This window comes from Maribacter halichondriae (assembly GCF_027474825.1).
GTDB classification, from domain to species: Bacteria; Bacteroidota; Bacteroidia; order Flavobacteriales; family Flavobacteriaceae; genus Meishania; species Meishania halichondriae.
On sequence record NZ_CP107030.1, the window covers coordinates 3,170,863 to 3,190,704 of the forward strand.

Here is a 19,842-nt window from a genome sequence, read left to right on the forward strand (position 1 = left end):
TCTTTTAAGGTTGAGGTCTTTCAATACCTATCAAAACACCCGTTGCACGAAAATCAGGGTACCCAGAAGCTCCATCTGTCAAGCGTAAGGTTCCACCAAGGTGAATACCGAAAGCACAGAAATTCTGGTCGGTTTCCAACCAACCTCCCGAAGCAGGTTGTACCGTTACTGTATAATAACCTGAAGGATCGGCACTAACTTCATTGACCGTTCCCTTAAAGCGGGTATTGCAGCTTAGGTTATCAATATGTAGATAGTCGCGACCTCTGTTCACCACACCATCCAACACGCCGACACCAACAAAATTCGCATTGACCACTGGTACGTTCAAACCAAAGTCACCGGTAGCACCTCTTGACATCGACATGGCATAGCCGTTGATAAAACCAAAGGGACTACTACCATCAGGGTTATGTTCCACTTTGAAACGGATGGTAATCGGGGCATTTTCTATCACAGTTCCGCTACCATCCACGGGTAAGGTAAATAAGGCGCAATCGCCCAATGTAGCTCCTCCCAGGGTCACGTTTGAATCGATATCGACCGTAGTAGTACTATTGTGGAGGTAAAGTTTAATTTCCTCCTTAGCGCTGGCAAACTTTGTGCCATCACCCTTATACCCTTGAATTCTAAAGGTATGGGTGCCGTTTTCGAAGGCACTTGTGCGAATATCGGCCTTTATGTTTTTAAAGGCTTCCAGCCAGAGTCCGCTGTCGGTTTCCACGTTGAGATATCCATCAATTGGTAAACCGCCGGAGGGCGTAAAAGTTCGATTTACCAAAGCGGATACATTTAGGGAGCCAAAGATTCTCGGCAGGCGTAGGGTCTGGTTAAAAGGCAACCATGGTCCAAAACCTTTTCTGAATTCCAAGGTATAGTATTTAATTTCTGGATTTTTAAGGCATCCCCTTAATTTCAGTTTGCCGTGCCATGCCGCACAACGAACCCCTGGGGCCAGCGAATCAAATGCGGTAATCACCCCTTGGCTGTTCAAATAATTGTTAAAACCAACCCTATTGCCACCAACTTCTGCCGCCAGTGCGACGTTTCCGACCCCTTGTAAGATATGATTGCCTGTACATGCGGTAGGGATAACTCCGGATTTTTCCTTTGGAATGCAGAGATTGATTCTTTTTAGAAAGGGAATGTTCCAATAAGGCGCCGTTTCGAACAGTCCCGTATTGCTATCGAACTGGTCCAATAGGGTTATGACCAAATCGGGTCTCGACTGTACAAGAGCATTTTCTCCCGAACCAACATCACCTGCCACTTCGCCTACCACGTCACTGGTACTCCGCTGGAATCGGAAGATGTAATTTCCGAAAAAGTCGGCATTGACCTGTCCTAAATTTTCCCGTTGGCCATCTCCAGTATACGATCCGCCCGATAATTCTGAAAGTGTTCGGTCGTACTCCTGAAATTTTAATAAAGCGTGCGGTACGGGACCGGTCTCACAGTTTAATCTAAATCTATCAACTACTCTGGCTGCGTCTTTGAAAACATTACTGTTCGCAGTACTGATTTCGGTAGACAAGTCAGCCGAATTCGCCTTCCGCGTTGTTGAAGATCGCAATGCATTATAGGAATACTTTACTGCTTCCACTTTTGATTTTTTGTCAGCTTTGATCGAAATTTCGTTCGCCTTCGAGATGGTCACAACTTCTTCCTTTTCAGGGATGGCAGGACCCCCAAAGGGTATCATAATAGGTTTGAACGGATCACCAGGAGGTTCTGGCTGCGGATTGAACGATACCGAATCCACCAGTGAGGGATAGTAATTTTTAACCGCGTTTAAAATGCTGGTATTCCGTAATGCCTCTTTGAGTTTGAGACGCGTATCGATTACAATGATCCGATAACATGGATTTAGAAGACATCCTTTATAGTAACTAATATTACCATAAACAACATAATCTTGATCAGTAACTGGTGTCCTAAACGTGAGGACAAGATCATTGAAATCTTCATCGCTCCCGGTATCGTTTGACTGCAGGTCAAATTTATACTCTCCACCATTTACCTGTGGGTACTGTAGTTTCATCGTAGAATTCAAATACCCGGATCCTGGATCATGTTGAATACTGATGTTCCATGCACCGCCGGTGACGAGCACTTCTGGGGTCGAGGTAAGACCATTATAGGTTCCGTTACCTGAACTGGCACCACTTATGATATAGCGCTGACTGAAACTTGCCGATTTGGATTTTACTTTCACAAACCAAGCACCTTGCATTGAAATTGGCATAGCATATTGTTTTAGGTTAATACTCTTTTTACTGTTCGACAACTAAACTATTTAAAACCTAAAGGCGCATCAATCCCCATTTTTGGCGATTTTCATGCTAGAGCTGATGGTTAGGAAGTATGGAACAGGGAATGGATCGAGTAGCGATCGAGTCTAAAACAAGTAGGTAAACGGAAGTGTTCAGTAGTATCGAAAATCAGAATTAAAGATTGATTTTTTTACTTTTTTTATTGAGGTAACCCACTAACGTATCGACCAAACTATCATCTTGTTTAATGAGGCCCTTTTCAATTCGTTTGTCGATGTCATCCATACTGTTCATATGCTCGACATCGTACCACTCAGGTAGTTTGATGATTTCTTTGTCCTTCAATAACTTTTTGCATGCCTCGTAGAAATCAACGAACATTTTTCGATAGGGACTGTCGTAGTCATCGGTTATGAATTGGCCCATGTGGGGTAAATCTTGAATGGCTTTCCAGACCCATTTAGGGGGCTGTTGAATTAGTTGATGGGTTTTTTCTGACAGAAGTACCTCGGAGGAGAAATAGGATTCCGGATGGGTTTCAACCATCTTCTTTACAAAATCTTCTCCCGCTCTTTCTTTAAGTCGTTCATGAAGAAACTGCCTATTGGAGATGGCCGGATAGTCGGTTTTGTACTCATCGGCCAAAACCTGTAGATAGGCGATTAAATAATGAATATAGAGTCTCAGTTGCTTGAGTTTTTCTTCTTTGCCCTTCATCATATCTTCTGAACCCACAAGGTTCCTTTTAATATCGAACAGTGCAGTAATGGATGGAATAATGTTCAGCCGAATTCGCTCGCTATAGGTTTTGGCCGATTTATGCGCTTCGATAAGAAGCCGTGCCCCGTCTACACTGTCGTATATCTTTTGTAGCCGATATAAGAGTTCGGCTTTAAATTTCTTGATTTTTTCCCGCTTCTTTTTTGTCTTCTTGGTATTTGTCAAAAATGAGTTTGATGATGCCCCCAAAAATAGCGGTAAAAGAAAGACCCATTATGCCTTTCGCAAGTTCCTGTAACCATTGGAAGTCGCTATCAAGTTCATAAAGAATTCTGGAAACATGTAATAATAGGAATCCAAAGAGGACAATAACGAGGGCAATCAGAAGTTTCTTGATCCATTTCATAGTAACTATTTTAATTCGTCAAACGAAGAAGTTTATCCCATGGGATACGACTCAATTTGGAGACAAATCGCTTATGTCAATACTTCATAAACCGTTTTGCCCATAGACCTCCTTGCCCGTAATTTTGAATGTCTATTCAATTCGGGATTAACATAGGAAACATGTACCCAATCGGGGTTCTCGTCGGTGCCAAACTCCCAGATGACCTGATCAAAATTTAGATTGTAAACAATCCAGTAGAACATTTCGGCATTTGACATGCCGCCATGGGTATCGTCAATATCGATTGCCTGTCCTAAAATATGTTGTGATTTAGTACTGCCTCCAAGAACCTTGTTCAGGCGCCTGCTCCTAAAAAAGGAATTTATTCGAATGGGCCTATTGCCATTTGCCTCGCGTAAAGGCTGAAAGATATTTTTGGCCACGGCTCTCATGTTCTCGATGATTTCAGGTTTTGGGGTATTCCATATGCCCCATCGTTTGGCGGTATTGCTCCGAACGGCTTCACGATAGCTGATGTTTTTTGAAATACGCATGTTACAGATCTATTTGTTTTTTAAACTGTCCAACACTTTTTTGCGCTTTTTATAAATGGAATTCTTCATGTCTTTGGAAACCCCTCTTCTTTTAAGGTTTTCCTGAAATACATTGTTGATGATAGTTTCCGTTTGAGCATACACCAAGATCCGTTCTATGGCATGCTGCACCGACGGATGATTGTTGACCATCGCCAGTTGGTACTCCACGGCAGGTTTACTCAATATTCTGGCAAGTGGTGGCTGTACTACGCCCCATTTTTTATAGTCATAGCCCTTATAATCCTCCAAAGCCCTGTCAATGGTGTCGTTATGTGCTTTTATGATTTTCATAAGTCGTAAGGGGTCGGCAACCTCGCCGTTCAACACTCCCTTGACTTTTTCATAACTCAATTTATGGGGCATCATTATAGGTTCGACCGCGAACTTTCTGGCTTTTATTTTTTCGAGTACGTATCGGGGCAGTTTGTCGATGGAGATGATGGTACCAATGATGGATCCCACCTCGCTTGGGTTTCTACGGTTTTGGGATCTAATACCATACTCTTCGATTTTTTGGGCGATATAAAATTCCTCGGAATTGATGATGTTGATAAAGACCGGATTGATTTTGTTGAAATAACCCTTTGAGGAATCTCCCGCGAGCGCATCGAAGATTTCCAAGGCACTGAGAAGGCCCGAATTTTCGAAATATCCCCCATCCAAATAGCTGCCCTTAGAAGGTATTTTGGCGGTAGGGCTGAATAATGGAAAGCGGTTGGTAGTGGAAATGGCGCCGAAGTAAGTGAGGGTCTTGTTGGTATTTTTCCCGTTGAAGTCCGTAATGTTGTCCGCCCCTGCAAACGTATTATCAGGAAACTTTACGGTAGAGGCCACACCTTGATGACCGCTGACCGAAGTGGTGTTCATGATAAGTGCCGGAAACTTTTTGTTTTGACTTTCGTAGATCTTACGCCAATAATCGGCATAACCTATTTTATTGTATTGCTTCATGCCCGTATGCTTGGCATGAAGTTCCATGCTTTTATACGACCGGTCTTTGCCTTCATAAGAAGTAGAAGGAATATACTCTCTGATCCAATCTTTGCCAAGTAGATAGGTCAACTCGTTCGAGAGTACGTTGGAATTGCCTATCTGTTCGATCCGTTTCTTCAGCTCCAGAGAATCATTTTGCTCATATATCAGGGAAGCGAAATTTCCAATGCCTACGGCTCCGCCCGAAACGCCCGACATTACCAGGGTGCGGTCCAAGAAACTTTTATCGGATTCTTGTTCCAATTGTTGAAGTAGCAGTAGGTTCCAAAGATTGGCCTTTAGCCCCCCGCCGTAAGACCCGATAAAGAAATAATTGTTTTTAACACCCAAGTTGGTTCCGTTGGTCATTGATTTCAGAAATTCGGTATGGCCTAAAGCGGGACTTTGTTCTTCGACCAAACGAAGTTCGTGAAGGTCGTTTTCCATGTTCGCGGTATACTGGGTAATGCCCACTAAAAGTAAAAGCAACAAGGGGATTCCGAACTTGAAAAAATTTCCGTATCGTCGGGATTCCTCTTCGAGGCGACTGTAGTATAGAATGTGTTTGAACGTGATAACGATCAACGAGTATAAAAAGATGATATAGAGCAATATGATGTTCAAGGGGTTTAAATAGCTGGCTATGGTAAAACTAGAATTGGCCAAAATGATCGCCACCAAAGAGATAATTCCGCTGAACCGCATGATCTTTAAATAACTGATGTTGTCACTCAACTTTCCGAAAAAGCGGTAGAAGGTACCAACGCCCCGTTGCCTATCGTGATCATACTTTGCGAAGAGCGCAAGGGTCTCTGGGTTGAACATATTTTTGTTTGATTCGAAAAGCGCATCGGAATAGTAGACATATTTAAAATAAGTTCGGGCGATTTTAAATTGAATGTACAGGAACATCTGACATCCCAAGGAAATCAGAAAAACAAAAACCCCGATTCGGCTCCACCCAAAAAAATATGCCAAGAACGCAGCGCAGATGATCAGCGCGGTACAACCCATGTAGTACGCTGGAAATCGGGTAACATACCGTACAATATCGTTTACGGTTTTTTCTTGCTTATGTGCATTCGGTTCTTTGGGATCAAGCGTCCTTCGCCATTCTTTATACCGTTCCCCTTCCAAATAATAAATAAAGAGGGTAACAGTCAAGAGGAACAGGGTCAATAACAGCGCATTGAATTCCACTTCATAAAAGCGTGTGATTACACCGAAGAAAATATTGAAGACCGCTATGTAGAGCAGAATGCCCAAGCTTCGGCGCAAGCCTTTGACGACCATATCATGATAGGCCCTGGTTTTTTCACTTTTGGCGTTAAGTGTGTCGTAATACACGATCCCAAAACCTAAAAAACGCCATTTCGGGTCCATTCTAAGGGCGACGCACGTGTTGTCGGCATGCATCCAGATATCGACGTATACAGGAAAATGTGAGATTATCACGGCCAAAAATGTGACCATAAAGAAAAAAATGATGATGTTGGCCGGATGGTAGAACAGGTCGACGATAATGGTACCTCCCTGCGGCATCATGGTAATCAAACCATAGATCAGCAATATAAAGACAATGCTCAATATCGAGGTGCCGACGAACCGCAGGATCGATTTTAGATTGGGCAACAGGTAAGATTTGAGGAACCAATAGCATAAAAATCCCAAGCATATCAAATAGCAACCGATTTTCAGGGGAACAATATAATTTAGTAAGCCGCTATTGTAGGTCCAGTAGTAAATACCTTCGAGAGTGTCCAAAACGAAAGCCAAAAACGCAAACCCGACAAAAAGGTAGGAGGCTATGGTTCTTGACCGTTTGTAATCGATTAACGGAATACCTTTTGCATCTTTTGAAAGGCTTCCGATAATCGCCAAAAAGTATAACGCCCAGAAGAAGTCGAGAAAAAAATAAGTTCTATACCAAAATTGCTTCCCCTCTTGTTTGATAATTTCCGAGATGCTATCAAAATCATCGAACATACCATGTTGTGGATGCGTGATATAGTCATTGATCCAAAATGCCGAATTGCAGAAGAGAATCAGCACCGAGAGTGCCATCCATATCGTAATAAAAGTATTCGTTCCCTTAACAAACCACTTTAGAAACATTATATTCAATTTTTAGGTTGTACTAAAAAACAACTACTTCCAAACTCCTGATCCCTACACAATCGCCCCATGAATTTTATCCAAACCACACTGTTCCAAAAACTTGTTTGTAAATATGGGTAGTGCCGCGGTATCCAACAGTTGGTTACGGGCATCGATCCATGATTGAACCGCCGCGGTGCCATACATTTGTTTGATTCGGGCCTCGTTCAAATTAAAATTGATTTTGCCCCAATGCAGGGCATAGGAAATATTGGCCTGCTCGAATTTATTCCAGACCGTTTCAAAGAATTCCCGTGCCGGTTGGCCATCTACGCCATCCATTTCCAACACACAGGTATTGTTGAATTTGGTAAACCCTAAGGTCGCTTTCGTTCCTTTTACATAGCGTAAGGAAAGTCCGCCCGGAAAGGGTTTTTGCTTGTTCACTTCGACGATAAGTTCCACGGCCCTGGGCGAATCTTGAATATCGATTGCCATGGCGGCACTAGCCACTTTGCCCCTGAATTTAGTATAGTTGAACATTTCACGCACCGTGCCGACCCTTGGGGGCTCTGGTTTAAAAGCGAGACCGAACATTAAGTTTACCATGGCCGGAATGGCTTTCCCTGAACCCGGCAGCTTGTCCAAAACGGTTGAAATGATGCCCAAAAGATCATCCCCATAAGTAAAGTCATTGTTACGCTGCAAGGGAGTATGTGGTAATTGGAACGGTTTCTTGAACATATATTTTACAAAAGCGCCCTTTGCGGGATTGTTCGGTTCAAACTCATGGATATTGAACAGCACCTCAAAATGGTACATATCGCCATGCACTCCCGTACCGGGAAGATTAAGACCTGAAAAGTCCAATGTTCTCATGGCATTTTTCAGCGTATCGTTATAGGTCATGGGACCTTCACGGAACTCGGTAAGCAAAAATTGCGGCTCGGTCTCCACCATGATCCCATGAATGAAGCCAAAGCTTCCAAAACTGACTAGGGCAGCATTGAACAGCGCATCGTCTTGTACCAGATCGGCATCCAACCAAGTCACAAATTCTTGGGATGCTACGGGATAAGAAGCCCTTTCGAGCCAAATGTGTTTATTGGCCCCTGTAATCAAATGGAGGCCTACCACAAAATCGGGAATCGCCCCAACGCGAATGGCCGCTCCGTGGGTACCCGTCGATAGTGCTCCGGCGATGGTCTGCCCATTACTCGCCCCCGAAGCTTTGATGGACCGTTGTGGAACTTTGGCAGCGAGCCTGGTGTTCACTTCATGAATGATGGCTCCGCACTGTAAAAAGTAAAGGTCATCTGGTCGCTTTGCATAATTGGGACTCGTATAATTCTGGGTAACGGGAAAAGAAAAATTTAAGGAAGCCGTATCGATCAGTCCCCCTTCGGTAACGCCTACTTTGGTAAAGGACCAACCACTACCAATCGCCCTTAATTTCAGGTTGTGGGTCATGGCATGGTCGATCAACCATTGAAAATTCTTGGTCGTGGCCAAATACCGCTCCCTGTGCTTTTGACCGGGCGGATTCCAAAGTTTGAAGGAGGCATTTGCAACCAGGTTATGGGTAAAATTCTCGTGTTTGTTCGTCCATTGTTGAATGGGTAACGGGTCTATTCCAGTGGGTGTCATAGCGTTGTTTTAATTGTCCAAAGTAGGTTCGGTAGGCTGTTGTGGTCGCGCACACCCGTAGGTAACGGTTCTATGGTTCGCAATACCCAGCGTAACGGAGCTTAGCAGAAAGTCGGTAAAGGAGGTTTTGACCACTACCCATGATAGGGCACCTTCCCGACAAGGGCATGTGTTACCTGCAACTTCAGGGTTGGCATCTACACGTTTTTGTTTAAGCCCCCAATAGTAGCTCCAACTCGATTCTTTTCGGCATTCGAGGTTTTCAACACTGTCTTGATATGGGCTGGCTTCTACGCGTGTGCTCACGCAGGAGTAGGAGAGGAAAGCGATGGCCACAAGAAGGGCCATGACCATAGGTCGTTGCTGTTTCATCGGATGTGGGGTTTCGGTTGTTCAAAAATTTAGGGTCTACCTACTAGCTCCAAGGCTAGTGCGGTTCAATTTGCCTAACACCTTTTTTCGAAAAGCGAACACGGCAAAGGGTTCAGATATAAGGGGGACTTTTTGAAAAGGGAAGCTTAAATCTTACAAATATGTAAGATAAAAATGCTATTCCCTCAGAATAGTTACCAAGATACTGTAATTGAAATCTCTATTTTCTTAAAATTGTACAGATGGGTGAAAGTAGTGTATAAATGGTAGGGAATTTTAGGTTGTTTATCTATGTTAATGTGATTTAGCAAGCATATTTCCTTTTGTCACCATTAAAAAGAATTCTAGAGAAAGACTCAAAATATCTCTAAGAAATTGGCGTGTTAGGCAATATCGGAAATCTATTATCAAGATTACATAAATTACATATATGTGTCCAGAATGCTCGCCAATTTCTCTGAAAATTTAAGGTATACGATTTTTTTTGATTGCTAAAATGATTAATTTCAAATCTCACACGCCTATTTTTTAAATTAAGAAGTCCATCGTCGTATTGGGCCTTGTAAAAAAATTGAAAATGAATCACCGCCTTGTATACCTAATTCTAATGGCATTCACTTTGAGCGTGAGTGGGGTGGTGCTTGGACAGGTACCCCCCAAGAAGTGGCACTATTTCATACGGCACAAAATCAAAAAGTGAGTCCTGTTTATTTTAATGAGGTTAACCAATCCTTACGATTTCTACCTGCTGATACTATAAAAAAACAAGGCATATTAGGGGGCGGTATCGGTGCCATTGTTATGAGTACTATCGTTCCCTATGTGGTAAAGAAAATACCAACTTTGTTCTATAAGCCCGAGAATTTTATCAAGGCCTATGGTACTACCTTGCAATATCCCGAAACCCCGATAGCCTTGGGTGCAGGGATGAAAGGCGAAAGTTTTGATCTGGTATACAAAAAAGAAGGGGTTAAAACGGGGCAGGTCGACAACAATGACCCTTCGATTATTAGTAGCTTAAAATTTCGTTTTGACCCGATACAAAATAATTCTTTACCAGGCTATTTTGCAGTTTCGCTTATCGCTTATCGATTCGAGGCAACGCAGGTGAAATTAAAGTCCGAGCACCAAAAAATCAATGCCGTGGTCGAGTTGGTATTCCATTATTTCGATGTGCAACACCAGAAGCAAGAGTTTACGTTTACCCCAATAAAAATCGAAGAAATCTCGCTTCCTAAAACACAAGACTTCTTGGTGAAAGGTAGTGCCAATGTCCTGCAAATCGTACCCCCAATGCCCATCATCGAAAGTTTGACCCTACGGATCACCGAGGTCAACACCCGAAAAAAAGATTGGGACAAATGGCTCGAACTTTATAACGCGAAGGAGGGTGAGTTAAGCAACTATCTGTTGCAAGTGATCAGCAACTAAAAGCTCAAATTAGTAAAGCATTAAAACTGACAAATGAAAAAGTCGTTTCGATTGTTGCGGTTGGTTTTGATCGGGTGTATACCCGTTTTTGGTACATCACAGATAGTTACCGTAAACGGAGACATAGCGCCTGATGAAATGGGGTTGGCGCTGATTCACGAGCATATCATCGTCGATTGGATCGGTGCCGATAGCACAGGCTATCACCGTTGGGACCGCCCCGAGGTTGTTGCCCGCGCCTTGCCCTACCTGAATGAACTGAAAGCACATGGCGTAACTTCGTTTCTAGATTGCACCCCGGCCTATCTTGGTCGCGACCCCTATGTGCTCAAAGAATTGTCAAATCGGACCGGAATTCACATCTTGACCAATACCGGGTATTACGGCTCCGGAAATAACAAATTTATTCCTAAGAATCTCGTAATTTCGTCTCCCGATCAAATGGCAGCGCATTGGATCAACGAGTTTCGAAATGGAATCGACGACTCCGGCATACGTCCGGGTTTTATAAAAATCTCTGTCGAAAATCAGGATATCCTTTCCAAAACGCATGAGAATTTAATCATGGCCGCGGCATTGACACATCTCGAAACCGGCATGGCCATCGTCTCGCATACCGGCACTGACGGTCCCGCTATGGCACAAATCAAGGTGCTACAAGAAATGGGCGTATCACCCGCAGCCTTTGTTTGGACGCATGCGCAAAACGGCACGATGGAGGGCTATGTCGCAGCAGCGAATCAAGGCGCCTGGATTTCCTTGGATAATATACAGGACCGGCCTTCAGAGGAAAGCGAGGTTTCGGGGAGTATTCCCTGGTTTACCAAAACGCTGTTGGAATTAAAAAGTAAAGGAATATTAGACCACATACTCATTTCCCACGACGCAGGATGGTACAATGTGGGCCAAGAGAACGGCGGAGCGTATCGGGGCTATACCGACCTCTTTACCAAACTTATTCCCCACCTCAAAGAAAATGGCTTTACCCAAGACGACTTGGACCTGCTTTTAAAAGAAAATCCCAAAAAGGCCTATGCCCTTCAAATCAGAAAGAGATAATTTTTCTGTCAAAATGGCCATCTGTTTTTCTGATTATTTGGTAATTCTTAATCATCATAACTTATCCGCTCTCGAATACCGCCACCAGCGCGGTGAATAATGACATCGGCTTGGTATTTTCGAGCTAAACTTTTGGCCTTGCGTATGGCGGTGCTCTGTTTTCGATGTTTGCTAGTTATACGCTCGTTGCCTTCGCGACGCACTGCCCAACCTTCCTCATAAGGAACCACATGTTGATGCCAAGTACGGCCTTGTTTACTTTGTTGCGAACTGTTGAAAAAGACTTCAAAGAGGTCTAGGAAGGTGCGTAACCACGTTTTGCCTGTTGACATCGTATTCTTTTGTTGGTTATTAAGATACTGGTATTCCTTTACAATCCATAAATCTCGAGCTTTCTCTTTCGCTGAAGCTACAGCGGATGTGAACGGAGGACGAGTTATCTATATTAGAGTAGCCTCTTATTCCTGAAAGCAATTCCAGACCCAGACTTTAAGTAGCGCTCAAAGTCGTATGCTTTTTGTTTGTTGGCGAATAAAGAAAGATGAATTAGTTCAACGGGTAATTTGTCTTTGGTAAAACTTACTTCACCTTTTCTATGTGCAATTAATCTATTGGTGATGTTTGCGGTATAGACTGTATAGTGTTTTCCGTTAGCGCATTTTAAAATGTAGATGGCGTGGGGGAGGGTCATGGTGTTGGTTTTAAGACAATTTATGTAGTTAAGATACAAAAATGTCCTCCAACATTTCTCGTAAACTCGAAACTTCGAAGTACGCAGGGATCGGCATCCGCCGCCCGCGTGGCGCTAAAGCTTTAGGGGGGGCGGCAAGCTCTCCGAATTTAAAGTTTGGAAGCTATCAGCAATTCGTATTACGTAAAAAGCCCTCCTTCGCTCGTCGCTTCGCGCGAGCTTCGAAGGGCGTAGGTGGAGCCGGAGGGTCTAGAACTAACCTTTCAAACCCTTATAAAAAAAGGCTGTTCAACTATCCTAAAAATTTGTGCTCACCGAATAGGTAACTACTTCCAAAGAAAGCAGGTTCGATTCCTTAAATAACTTCAAATAGCTGCAAACTTCAGGAGTGTGATGTTCAGTTAATCATCATGATTGTTGTCCCAAAAATCGTTCGTCTTATTGAACAAATGATAAAATTATGTTTTTTTATGAATCGGAATTTGGACCATAAAATCACTTCAAATTAAAGACTTCCCCTTTTTTTGTGAACTTGGAGGACACATTCAAGAAAGTATTGAACCATTGATGGTTTCTATAACCCCTAAAGCCGCTTAAGCACCTTAAACTTATCCGTTATTGTTCCAGTACTACAGACTTATGTTGAAAACAGTAAAAGTATATCTCTTAAATGATATGCGATTATAGATTGCTTGCCTTCATCGAATATGGCAACACCGGGGGTGAACTTCTGTAAATCCAAAGCATCTAGATCAAGTGCTAGGTATGCAGTCAATAATACTTGAAACCCTCTGTCTTAGTGATACCCAACTATAAAATCTGTCTTTATAGCACCACCCGCTCTTTCAGACGCTTCCATTATAACAGGCTAAAGGCATTATCTTCTTCGAACGTACACTATATACTTCCCAAAATCAGCATTATTTATATTTGTTTAACATTATAAACATATCTTTAAACAAAAAAATACAATACTTTTGTTCTTAGATAAGGTTTATACATGAATAAAACTGCAATTGTACGTTGCGAACATTTTAACGCAGCACATAGATTACATAATAAAATCTGGAGTGACACAAAAAACAAAGAAGTCTTTGGAAAGTGTAACAATCCTAATTATCACGGCCACAATTACGATTTAAAAGTAAAAGTCATCGGTGAATGTGATCCTGATACCGGTTATGTAATTGACACAAAAATTCTTTCCGACCTCATAAAAGAAAAGGTACTTGACAGATTTGATCATAAAAATTTAAACCTTGATACAGAAGAATTTAAAGACTTAAACCCCACAGCAGAAAATATAGCAATTGTGATATACAAGCTCTTAAAGGCTGAGCTATCATCACAATTCGACTTAAAAATCAAGCTTTATGAAACACCAAGAAACTATGTTGAATACCCTTATTAAAGAGAACGAATTAAACGGTTTTTCAGAAGAAGAAATTGGCGATGACCATATTTACACTGGCCTTGAAACACCGATGAAAGCAGATGCTTTCAAAGCTTCAGACGAAGAAAAAAAAGTAAAGATATCTAATCTCTTTGCTCAAATAATGGATGTAATGGGTCTGGATCTGACAGATGATTCTCTGAAAGGCACTCCTAATCGTGTGGCAAAAATGTATATAGAAGAAATATTTTCAGGACTTAACCCTGCCAATAAGCCCAAAGTGGCACTATTTGAGAATAAGTATCAATACAATCAAATGCTGGTCGAAAAGAATATTACTTTTTACTCTAATTGTGAGCATCATTTTGTCCCTATTATGGGAAAAGCGCATATCGCTTATGTCTCTTCTGGCAAGGTAATAGGACTTTCAAAACTCAATAGAATAGTACACTACTATGCTAATCGCCCTCAGGTACAGGAGCGATTGACCAATCAAATTGCAGCAGAACTAAAATCTATTCTAGAAACAGAAGATATTGCGGTTATTATTGATGCAAAGCATTTATGTGTTTCCTCTCGTGGTATTAAAGACGATACCTCATCAACGGTAACTTCGTACTATGGAGGCGTTTTTAATACTTCTGAAAAGATTGCTGAATTGCAGAATTATTTGAATAACTAATATAGGACTGAGTTTTATGAAAACAACGAGCGCTGCAAAGACAACATTCTCGAAAAACGTGATGACGACAAATTCATCTATTTATGAGATAGCACTAAAAAGTCTTGATGGTAGCCTAATTGACCTTTCCTCTTTTAAAGGGAAACATCTATTATTTGTAAATGTTGCTTCAGAATGCGGTTTCACGAGCCAATATAAAGATATACAAAAATTAAGCGATACCTATACGGATGAACTTGTTGTTATTGGGTCTCCCTGTAATCAGTTTGGGAAACAAGAACCTGGTAATGCTTCTCAAATTCAAAGTTTTTGTGAGCGTAATTTTGGAGTTACTTTTATACTTACCGAAAAAATCGATGTTAAAGGAAGTAAACAACATCCGCTATACAAATGGTTAACTAGCAAAGACCTAAACGGGAGAAAAAATTCTAGCGTAAGATGGAATTTTCAAAAATATTTAGTTGATAAAGAAGGCAAGTTAATCGATTATTATTTTTCCATTACTAAACCTATGAGCTCAAAAATTACCAAGTATTTATAGATTTCGTTGAAATTTTTAAGCTGTAATTCACTTTCGATTAGGTGTACTATTTTTAATGTTACAACTGGTTTATTTACCCAAGTTTTTTACATTATACGACAACTAGTCTAGTAGTTTGGCATAGAAAGTATACTTCCATAATCGGAACTAGTGTTACTCCTTTGATGATGTTACAAATTGGTATTTCAATCTATCAAATAACAATTGAAGTTAATCTTTACACGATAAGTAGTCTAGTGATTTCAGGTTTATTATGGAAAGTTACATGCCTTCAGTTTATACCCATTCACAATACTGTTTCAAAGGGTGGTATGAGCGATAAGATGCTTTTATCTTTGGTGAGGAAAAACTGGATACTTACTTTTATTTGTACATTCTTATTTATGTACAACTTTTCAATAACGTTTTTTAAAGTTAGATAAAATACGTCTGCATGATAAAGAAAAAGAATATATTACCATTTGTATTTAATATTCTACTCTCAGAGAATACGCGCCTCAGAACAGAAAAAATTATTCTAAATATTGCGCTAGCAAGTTTCTTCGTTCATTTATCAATTATCTATTTATTGAAGTTCGATGTTTTATATTTTCAATCGACCCCGGAATTACTAACAAATCCGATAGCTGCAATTTATACTCCCTTTTCTTTTATTATTGTTTATGAGGTATATCTGTTAATTTACTACTTGCCGAAGTCGTTTACTACTTATATAACTAAGCAGTATGAAATTATTACCCTTATTATTATTCGTAAATTGTTTAAGGATTTAGCTTCCTTAGAACTTTCTTCAAATTGGTTCGAAATCAAAGGAGATTTACAATTTACCTATGATTTAGTAGCATCGCTTTTACTCTTTTATTTAATATTTCAATTTCAAAAGCATGGAAAACGCATATTTGGCCAGGGAGTTGAAATAAAACCTGTCATCGAAAAATTTGTCATCAAGAAAAAAATAATTGCAGTCATTTTGGTGCCATTATTTTTTGTTATGGCCTTAAATACGCTTATAGAATGGTCTACAGAAATTTTCTTTCGCCCACTAAATTGCCATCGTTCGAAAGTATCAATAATCTCTTTTTGATCTATTTTTTACTGTATTGATTTTAGTGGACGTTGTTTTGCTTTTAATCTCATTCTTTTACACGGACCAATTTCAAAAAATTATCAGAAATTCCGGGTTCATTATTTCGACGATTTTAATCAGAATGTCTTTTGGTGCAAATGGATTAACCAGTACTATTTTAATTGTGGCGGGTGTTCTATTTGGGCTATTAATAATTATAATACATAATAAATACGAAAAAAATATTCTGTCCAGCGGCTCGTAGATTAAATAATGGTTTAAGCGCTAGGAATATAGGGAAGCCTTCAAATATCATAATTAAGCATTAAACGTTAAACTATTTATCTAGTGCTCACCAATTTTAATATGTGCATCTTTCTTTTCTTATTGAGTTTCGCAAAACATTCGCACAAGCGTTCTTAAAATGGGTCAGTTTAATTTTTCTATATAATTTAACCCTTCTTCGACTTAAAATACTTTTTGGTGGTATGATTTTCCATTTGCTGTGAAAGCCAAAAAGAGCTTATATGTACATGACAGAAAGTACAGAAGTGAAAAAGAAAATAATCCATAAAAAATGTATAGATGCAGCTATAAATAGTTTTGATTCACAAGTCCTATTCATCAGTACATCTTTCCGCGTCAATTTTTCACAACCCGTCTTTGTTGTCGGTTTCATCTGAATCGACCTGAGAAGGTATGTTTGCATTAGCAAATTTATTTTTTCTCAAATTTGGATAGTTTTCCTCTCTTTGTTTCCGATGAGAGTAGAAAATATTCCAAAATGTTAATCCCACGTATACTGCGAATATTATACCGCCTACTAAAAGAAATTGTATGTTCATGTTCTTCTTCTTTGTCTAATCGCTATTGCGAATAATAATATTGTACCTGGCCAATGTGCTGAATATTGTGCTTCCTCTGTCATACTAAATAGCCCGAGTCCTACGGAGTATAATAAGCAAAGGAATGCCAAGATGATTGGGTACCATTTTAAAATAAAACTTTTCATTTTCTAACTTTTTATGATTAATTATTAATTCGAGTGTATGATTAAACTATTGCTTCATATTCTTGCAATACTTCTAATGTGGTATATTCTAATGCTTTTTTGTGAGTTGCTTCAAGAATTACAAAAGGCGCTTTGCCTGCACTTTCGGCTTCTAGCCATCTAGAAATGCACAAACACCATTTTGAGCCTACTTTAAGACCTGGAAAGCTCCAATGTGGTATGGGAGTGGTAAGATCGTTTCCACGAGATTTTGTGTAATCCAAAAATTCTTGAGTCATGACAGCACATAAAATGTGAGTCCCAGAATCCTCTTGAATAGTTCTACAGAATCCATCCCTAAAATATCCTGTAACAGGATTATCACAGCAAGCTTCTAAATCCGCACCAAGAATATTTAATTCTTTGTTTTTTGTCATTCTTAAAATAGGATTAATTCAATTTTTCAAGTTGCTTCATCACTTCTTCGGCTTCGAATACTTTTTGGTCACTTAGTTTTCTATTTGTTGTTGAAAGACTATGCGCCTCTTTTAAAAGCTCGGTGTATTGAGCTTGTAGTTTTTCTTTTTCTGATTTCTTTTTAAATAGTCCGAACATATTTTTATTTATTAAAATGAATTATCTGGTCTGCCTTTCAGACGTTTGTCAATTCTTTTTTCTTTACGGTAAGACGCTTCATAATATCCATCAAATTTGCATCCTTAGTTTCTTTATAAATTTCATTAATGTTTAAAATAAGACGTTTAGCTTGTCTCGAAGCGTCAATACGGTCACTTGTAGTCATATTACTCGTTGGCATTCTCAAAAGCTAAAGCTTCCTTTAAAATGTCTATAATCAATTTTGTTTAAGTATTTACAAATATAGTCAAACAAAAAGTGAAATAGCACCGAATCCCCAGTATATCTTTTTGACCTGAGTTAAAACACTATAAATTTTTACATTCTTAATTAGAATAGTCGCGAAAAACGGCCGATTAAAAGGACAGTTTGCCTACACTTTAGAACCTCGTGATCAAAAGTCTCAAGTGTGGTCTCATTTAGTGGTATCAAAAATTTGCGTTTTACGGGATACTTTGGGAGTATATTTCTGCGACCTGATTTTAGACTTATATTGATGGCTTCACCAAACTTTAAGTTTGAAGCTCACTTTTAGGAGACATTTGTTCTTTTTATTGTAGGTATTTTAAAAGTTTATCATTGGTTATAAATTCTTTCGTAGCGTTGGAGTAGTAGCGTTTTATACTTTTCTTTCATTTCATTAGATAAAAATGAAGCGTTTATCCATTTTAGTGCATCTCCCTTCTTTTTTGTAAAAACGATGGAACACTCCTTGAATCTGCTTGTCGGTTAAACCCAATCCTTTTCCAAATGATTCAAAATGATCACGTTTTAGCCTACTTTTCTTTCCTTCCAAGGTAAGGGCCAATTCTTCTTGGTCCTTGGGATTCACAATAGCCACATTCAATAAATCATAGGCAGGTGCAAATAGCCAACCAGAGGTAGACTTGATCATGGAGAAATTTTTCAAATGCATGTCGTTGTTCCCTGTTAAGAAACTAAATAAGGCTAATTCAAAGAAGAAGATTTTGTCCAATAGTGTATTATCGGAATAGGTGCCTAAAGCCTTACCAACTTTTTCCATGGAGCTTTTATATTTATCATATGCTTCAGTAATCTGGAACATATCCAACATGTGAACCTTTTCGCCATCCTCAGTTCTATCGATGCGTTTGGTGATATAGGACAGTTCGCCGGAATGTAGTTTGATTAAACTTGAAGGTACAGTTTGAATGCCATAAGATTCAGCAATACGCATAGTAACATGTTCGTTCTCTGGCATTTCGGGATAATCTAAAGATGGGGGTTTTAAAATATAATTACCACCCAAAGCACCCACTACTGTCAATCTGAAATTTCCTTCTTCCCTTACTTCGTTGATAAGAGACATTGATAATTTGGGTTGTACCCCTGGAACGGATATACTTCGTTCAATGACATTTTTTGCAAGTTCTGACATTTGGTAAAACGAATAGTCTAATTTCGGAGCTTCCTTTGTTCCAAAGAATTCCTGACTACAGGATTTATGAAAATCCTTCTCTCCCTTCAAATCGGTATAACAGTATAAACACTTATGCTTCATCATTGGCAATTATAGGTTGTACACTAACAGCACCTATACAATTTTGGCAACAGGCCAATAATAGTCCCATACGGTCATTTGGGTTCAGTTTCCAGTTTTTGGTAGCGATGTTCAATAACCAACCTTCTGGAATTAGACCTTCAAAAAATGGAAACAACCTATTTTCTGTATACCCTTCTTTTCTCACGGGCATGGAGAAAGTTATAAACTGTTTTGGATAGTTCTTTATATAGTTGGTGTTGTATTGGAATACGTAATCACCATCATCGGTCTCAATAAGTTGTCCGGCTTTAATGTCGTTATAAAATATAGTTGCCTTTCTCATTGGTCGTCGGTATTGTCTCTATTCTTAAACTCCTTGAAGGGTACTGCTGTAAGCGTATGGCCGAACATACTCAATACCAAATTGACCTTATCCATATTTAAGTTGGTCTTGCCCTGCTCTATTTTACGAACAACGGTTAGCGCAACACCAGCACGTTCTGCAAACTCTTTTTGGGTGAGATTAACGGCTTTACGACGAACTTTCACAAATTCGGACAATTCTTTCATTATATGCTTTTAAATATAAAATTGAGTAAATATACAAAAATATATGTAAAAACATATAAAATAGATTTTTAATACGTAATTATATGCTTTTGCATATATAATTAATTTCATATAAACGCTCTGTATAAAAATAAACTTCCGCCCATTGCCTTCCATTCCATTTCAATCAATGCGCATCGTTTAAAAACTCTTGAACCCCATATATTTTTGAAA

At 39.7% G+C, this 19,842-nt stretch carries 20 protein-coding genes and 1 pseudogene; 6 read left to right on the top strand and 15 right to left on the bottom strand.

Annotated elements, in window-relative coordinates; genetic code table 11:
• Window positions 1-4: 4 nt before the first annotated feature.
• The 7 genes from N8A86_RS14695 to N8A86_RS14725 form a co-directional block, all read right to left on the bottom strand.
• Window positions 5-2,245 (bottom strand): hypothetical protein, encoded by a 2,241-nt coding sequence (locus tag N8A86_RS14695; RefSeq protein WP_273566083.1) that lies wholly within the window; start codon window positions 2,243-2,245, stop codon window positions 5-7.
• A 202-nt stretch (window positions 2,246-2,447) separates the two neighbouring features.
• Window positions 2,448-3,218, bottom strand: coding sequence for a hypothetical protein (locus N8A86_RS14700; protein ID WP_273566084.1), 771 nt, complete (start codon window positions 3,216-3,218; stop codon window positions 2,448-2,450).
• Window positions 3,166-3,399: a hypothetical protein gene (locus N8A86_RS14705; RefSeq protein ID WP_273566085.1), complete on the bottom strand. Its 234-nt coding sequence runs from the start codon at window positions 3,397-3,399 to the stop codon at window positions 3,166-3,168. The genes N8A86_RS14700 and N8A86_RS14705 overlap by 53 nt, the downstream gene beginning before the upstream one ends.
• 71 nt (window positions 3,400-3,470) lie before the next feature.
• Window positions 3,471-3,935, bottom strand: coding sequence for a D-Ala-D-Ala carboxypeptidase family metallohydrolase (locus N8A86_RS14710; protein WP_273566086.1), 465 nt, complete (start codon window positions 3,933-3,935; stop codon window positions 3,471-3,473).
• A 9-nt stretch (window positions 3,936-3,944) separates the two neighbouring features.
• Window positions 3,945-7,064 (bottom strand): hypothetical protein, encoded by a 3,120-nt coding sequence (locus N8A86_RS14715; protein ID WP_273566087.1) that lies wholly within the window; start codon window positions 7,062-7,064, stop codon window positions 3,945-3,947.
• A gap of 54 nt (window positions 7,065-7,118) precedes the next feature.
• On the bottom strand, window positions 7,119-8,693 hold the full coding sequence (locus tag N8A86_RS14720; RefSeq protein WP_273566088.1) for an FAD-binding protein: 1,575 nt from the start codon (window positions 8,691-8,693) through the stop codon (window positions 7,119-7,121).
• A 9-nt stretch (window positions 8,694-8,702) separates the two neighbouring features.
• Window positions 8,703-9,065, bottom strand: a complete 363-nt coding sequence (locus N8A86_RS14725; RefSeq protein WP_273566089.1) for a hypothetical protein — start codon at window positions 9,063-9,065, stop codon at window positions 8,703-8,705.
• A gap of 663 nt (window positions 9,066-9,728) precedes the next feature.
• On the opposite strand from N8A86_RS14725, the gene N8A86_RS14730 reads away from it, so the two are divergent.
• On the top strand, window positions 9,729-10,496 hold the full coding sequence (locus N8A86_RS14730) for a hypothetical protein (RefSeq protein WP_273566090.1): 768 nt from the start codon (window positions 9,729-9,731) through the stop codon (window positions 10,494-10,496).
• A 33-nt stretch (window positions 10,497-10,529) separates the two neighbouring features.
• Window positions 10,530-11,555, top strand: a complete 1,026-nt coding sequence (locus N8A86_RS14735; RefSeq protein ID WP_273566091.1) for a phosphotriesterase family protein — start codon at window positions 10,530-10,532, stop codon at window positions 11,553-11,555.
• 47 nt (window positions 11,556-11,602) lie between these two features.
• Here N8A86_RS14735 and N8A86_RS14740 read toward each other — a convergent pair whose 3' ends face one another.
• Together N8A86_RS14740 and N8A86_RS14745 are read right to left on the bottom strand one after the other, a co-directional pair.
• On the bottom strand, window positions 11,603-11,887 hold the full coding sequence (locus N8A86_RS14740; protein WP_273566092.1) for a DUF2188 domain-containing protein: 285 nt from the start codon (window positions 11,885-11,887) through the stop codon (window positions 11,603-11,605).
• 113 nt (window positions 11,888-12,000) lie between these two features.
• On the bottom strand, window positions 12,001-12,246 hold the full coding sequence (locus N8A86_RS14745; RefSeq protein ID WP_273566093.1) for a GIY-YIG nuclease family protein: 246 nt from the start codon (window positions 12,244-12,246) through the stop codon (window positions 12,001-12,003).
• A gap of 1,000 nt (window positions 12,247-13,246) precedes the next feature.
• Here N8A86_RS14745 and N8A86_RS14750 point away from each other — a divergent pair.
• The 4 genes from N8A86_RS14750 (at window position 13,247) to N8A86_RS14765 (ending at window position 15,946) form a co-directional block, all read left to right on the top strand.
• On the top strand, window positions 13,247-13,657 hold the full coding sequence (locus N8A86_RS14750; RefSeq protein ID WP_273566094.1) for a 6-pyruvoyl trahydropterin synthase family protein: 411 nt from the start codon (window positions 13,247-13,249) through the stop codon (window positions 13,655-13,657).
• A complete protein-coding gene (gene folE / locus N8A86_RS14755) occupies window positions 13,620-14,321 on the top strand; it encodes a GTP cyclohydrolase I FolE (protein WP_273566095.1) in 702 nt (233 codons plus the stop codon). Before N8A86_RS14750 ends, folE begins: the two co-directional genes overlap by 38 nt.
• Before the next feature lie 16 nt (window positions 14,322-14,337).
• Complete coding sequence (locus N8A86_RS14760; protein WP_273566096.1) at window positions 14,338-14,862, top strand: glutathione peroxidase; 525 nt, start codon at window positions 14,338-14,340, stop codon at window positions 14,860-14,862.
• A gap of 433 nt (window positions 14,863-15,295) precedes the next feature.
• Window positions 15,296-15,946 carry a hypothetical protein gene (locus tag N8A86_RS14765; RefSeq protein ID WP_273566097.1) on the top strand — a complete coding sequence of 217 codons (651 nt, stop codon included), beginning with the start codon at window positions 15,296-15,298 and terminating at the stop codon, window positions 15,944-15,946.
• Between the two features lie 1,035 nt (window positions 15,947-16,981).
• Here the strand turns inward: N8A86_RS14765 and N8A86_RS14770 are convergent.
• The 6 genes and pseudogenes from N8A86_RS14770 to N8A86_RS14795 all read right to left on the bottom strand — a co-directional run bounded on the left by N8A86_RS14770 (window position 16,982) and on the right by N8A86_RS14795 (window position 19,629).
• Entirely contained in the window at window positions 16,982-17,356 is a 375-nt protein-coding gene (locus N8A86_RS14770; RefSeq protein WP_273566098.1) for a DUF2237 family protein, read from the bottom strand.
• A 13-nt stretch (window positions 17,357-17,369) separates the two neighbouring features.
• Window positions 17,370-17,534 (bottom strand): Lacal_2735 family protein, encoded by a 165-nt coding sequence (locus tag N8A86_RS14775; protein ID WP_273566099.1) that lies wholly within the window; start codon window positions 17,532-17,534, stop codon window positions 17,370-17,372.
• 11 nt (window positions 17,535-17,545) lie between these two features.
• Window positions 17,546-17,770 (bottom strand): annotated as a pseudogene (locus N8A86_RS22050) (hypothetical protein).
• Window positions 17,771-18,195: 425 nt separating this feature from the next.
• Window positions 18,196-19,080 (bottom strand): HipA domain-containing protein, encoded by an 885-nt coding sequence (locus N8A86_RS14785; protein ID WP_273566100.1) that lies wholly within the window; start codon window positions 19,078-19,080, stop codon window positions 18,196-18,198.
• Window positions 19,067-19,402 carry a HipA N-terminal domain-containing protein gene (locus tag N8A86_RS14790; protein WP_273566101.1) on the bottom strand — a complete coding sequence of 112 codons (336 nt, stop codon included), beginning with the start codon at window positions 19,400-19,402 and terminating at the stop codon, window positions 19,067-19,069. The genes N8A86_RS14785 and N8A86_RS14790 overlap by 14 nt, the downstream gene beginning before the upstream one ends.
• The gene (locus N8A86_RS14795) at window positions 19,399-19,629 is read right to left on the bottom strand and encodes a helix-turn-helix domain-containing protein (RefSeq protein ID WP_273566102.1); all 231 of its coding nucleotides are present in this window, start codon (window positions 19,627-19,629) and stop codon (window positions 19,399-19,401) included. The genes N8A86_RS14790 and N8A86_RS14795 overlap by 4 nt, the downstream gene beginning before the upstream one ends.
• Between the last annotated feature and the right edge of the window lie 213 nt (window positions 19,630-19,842).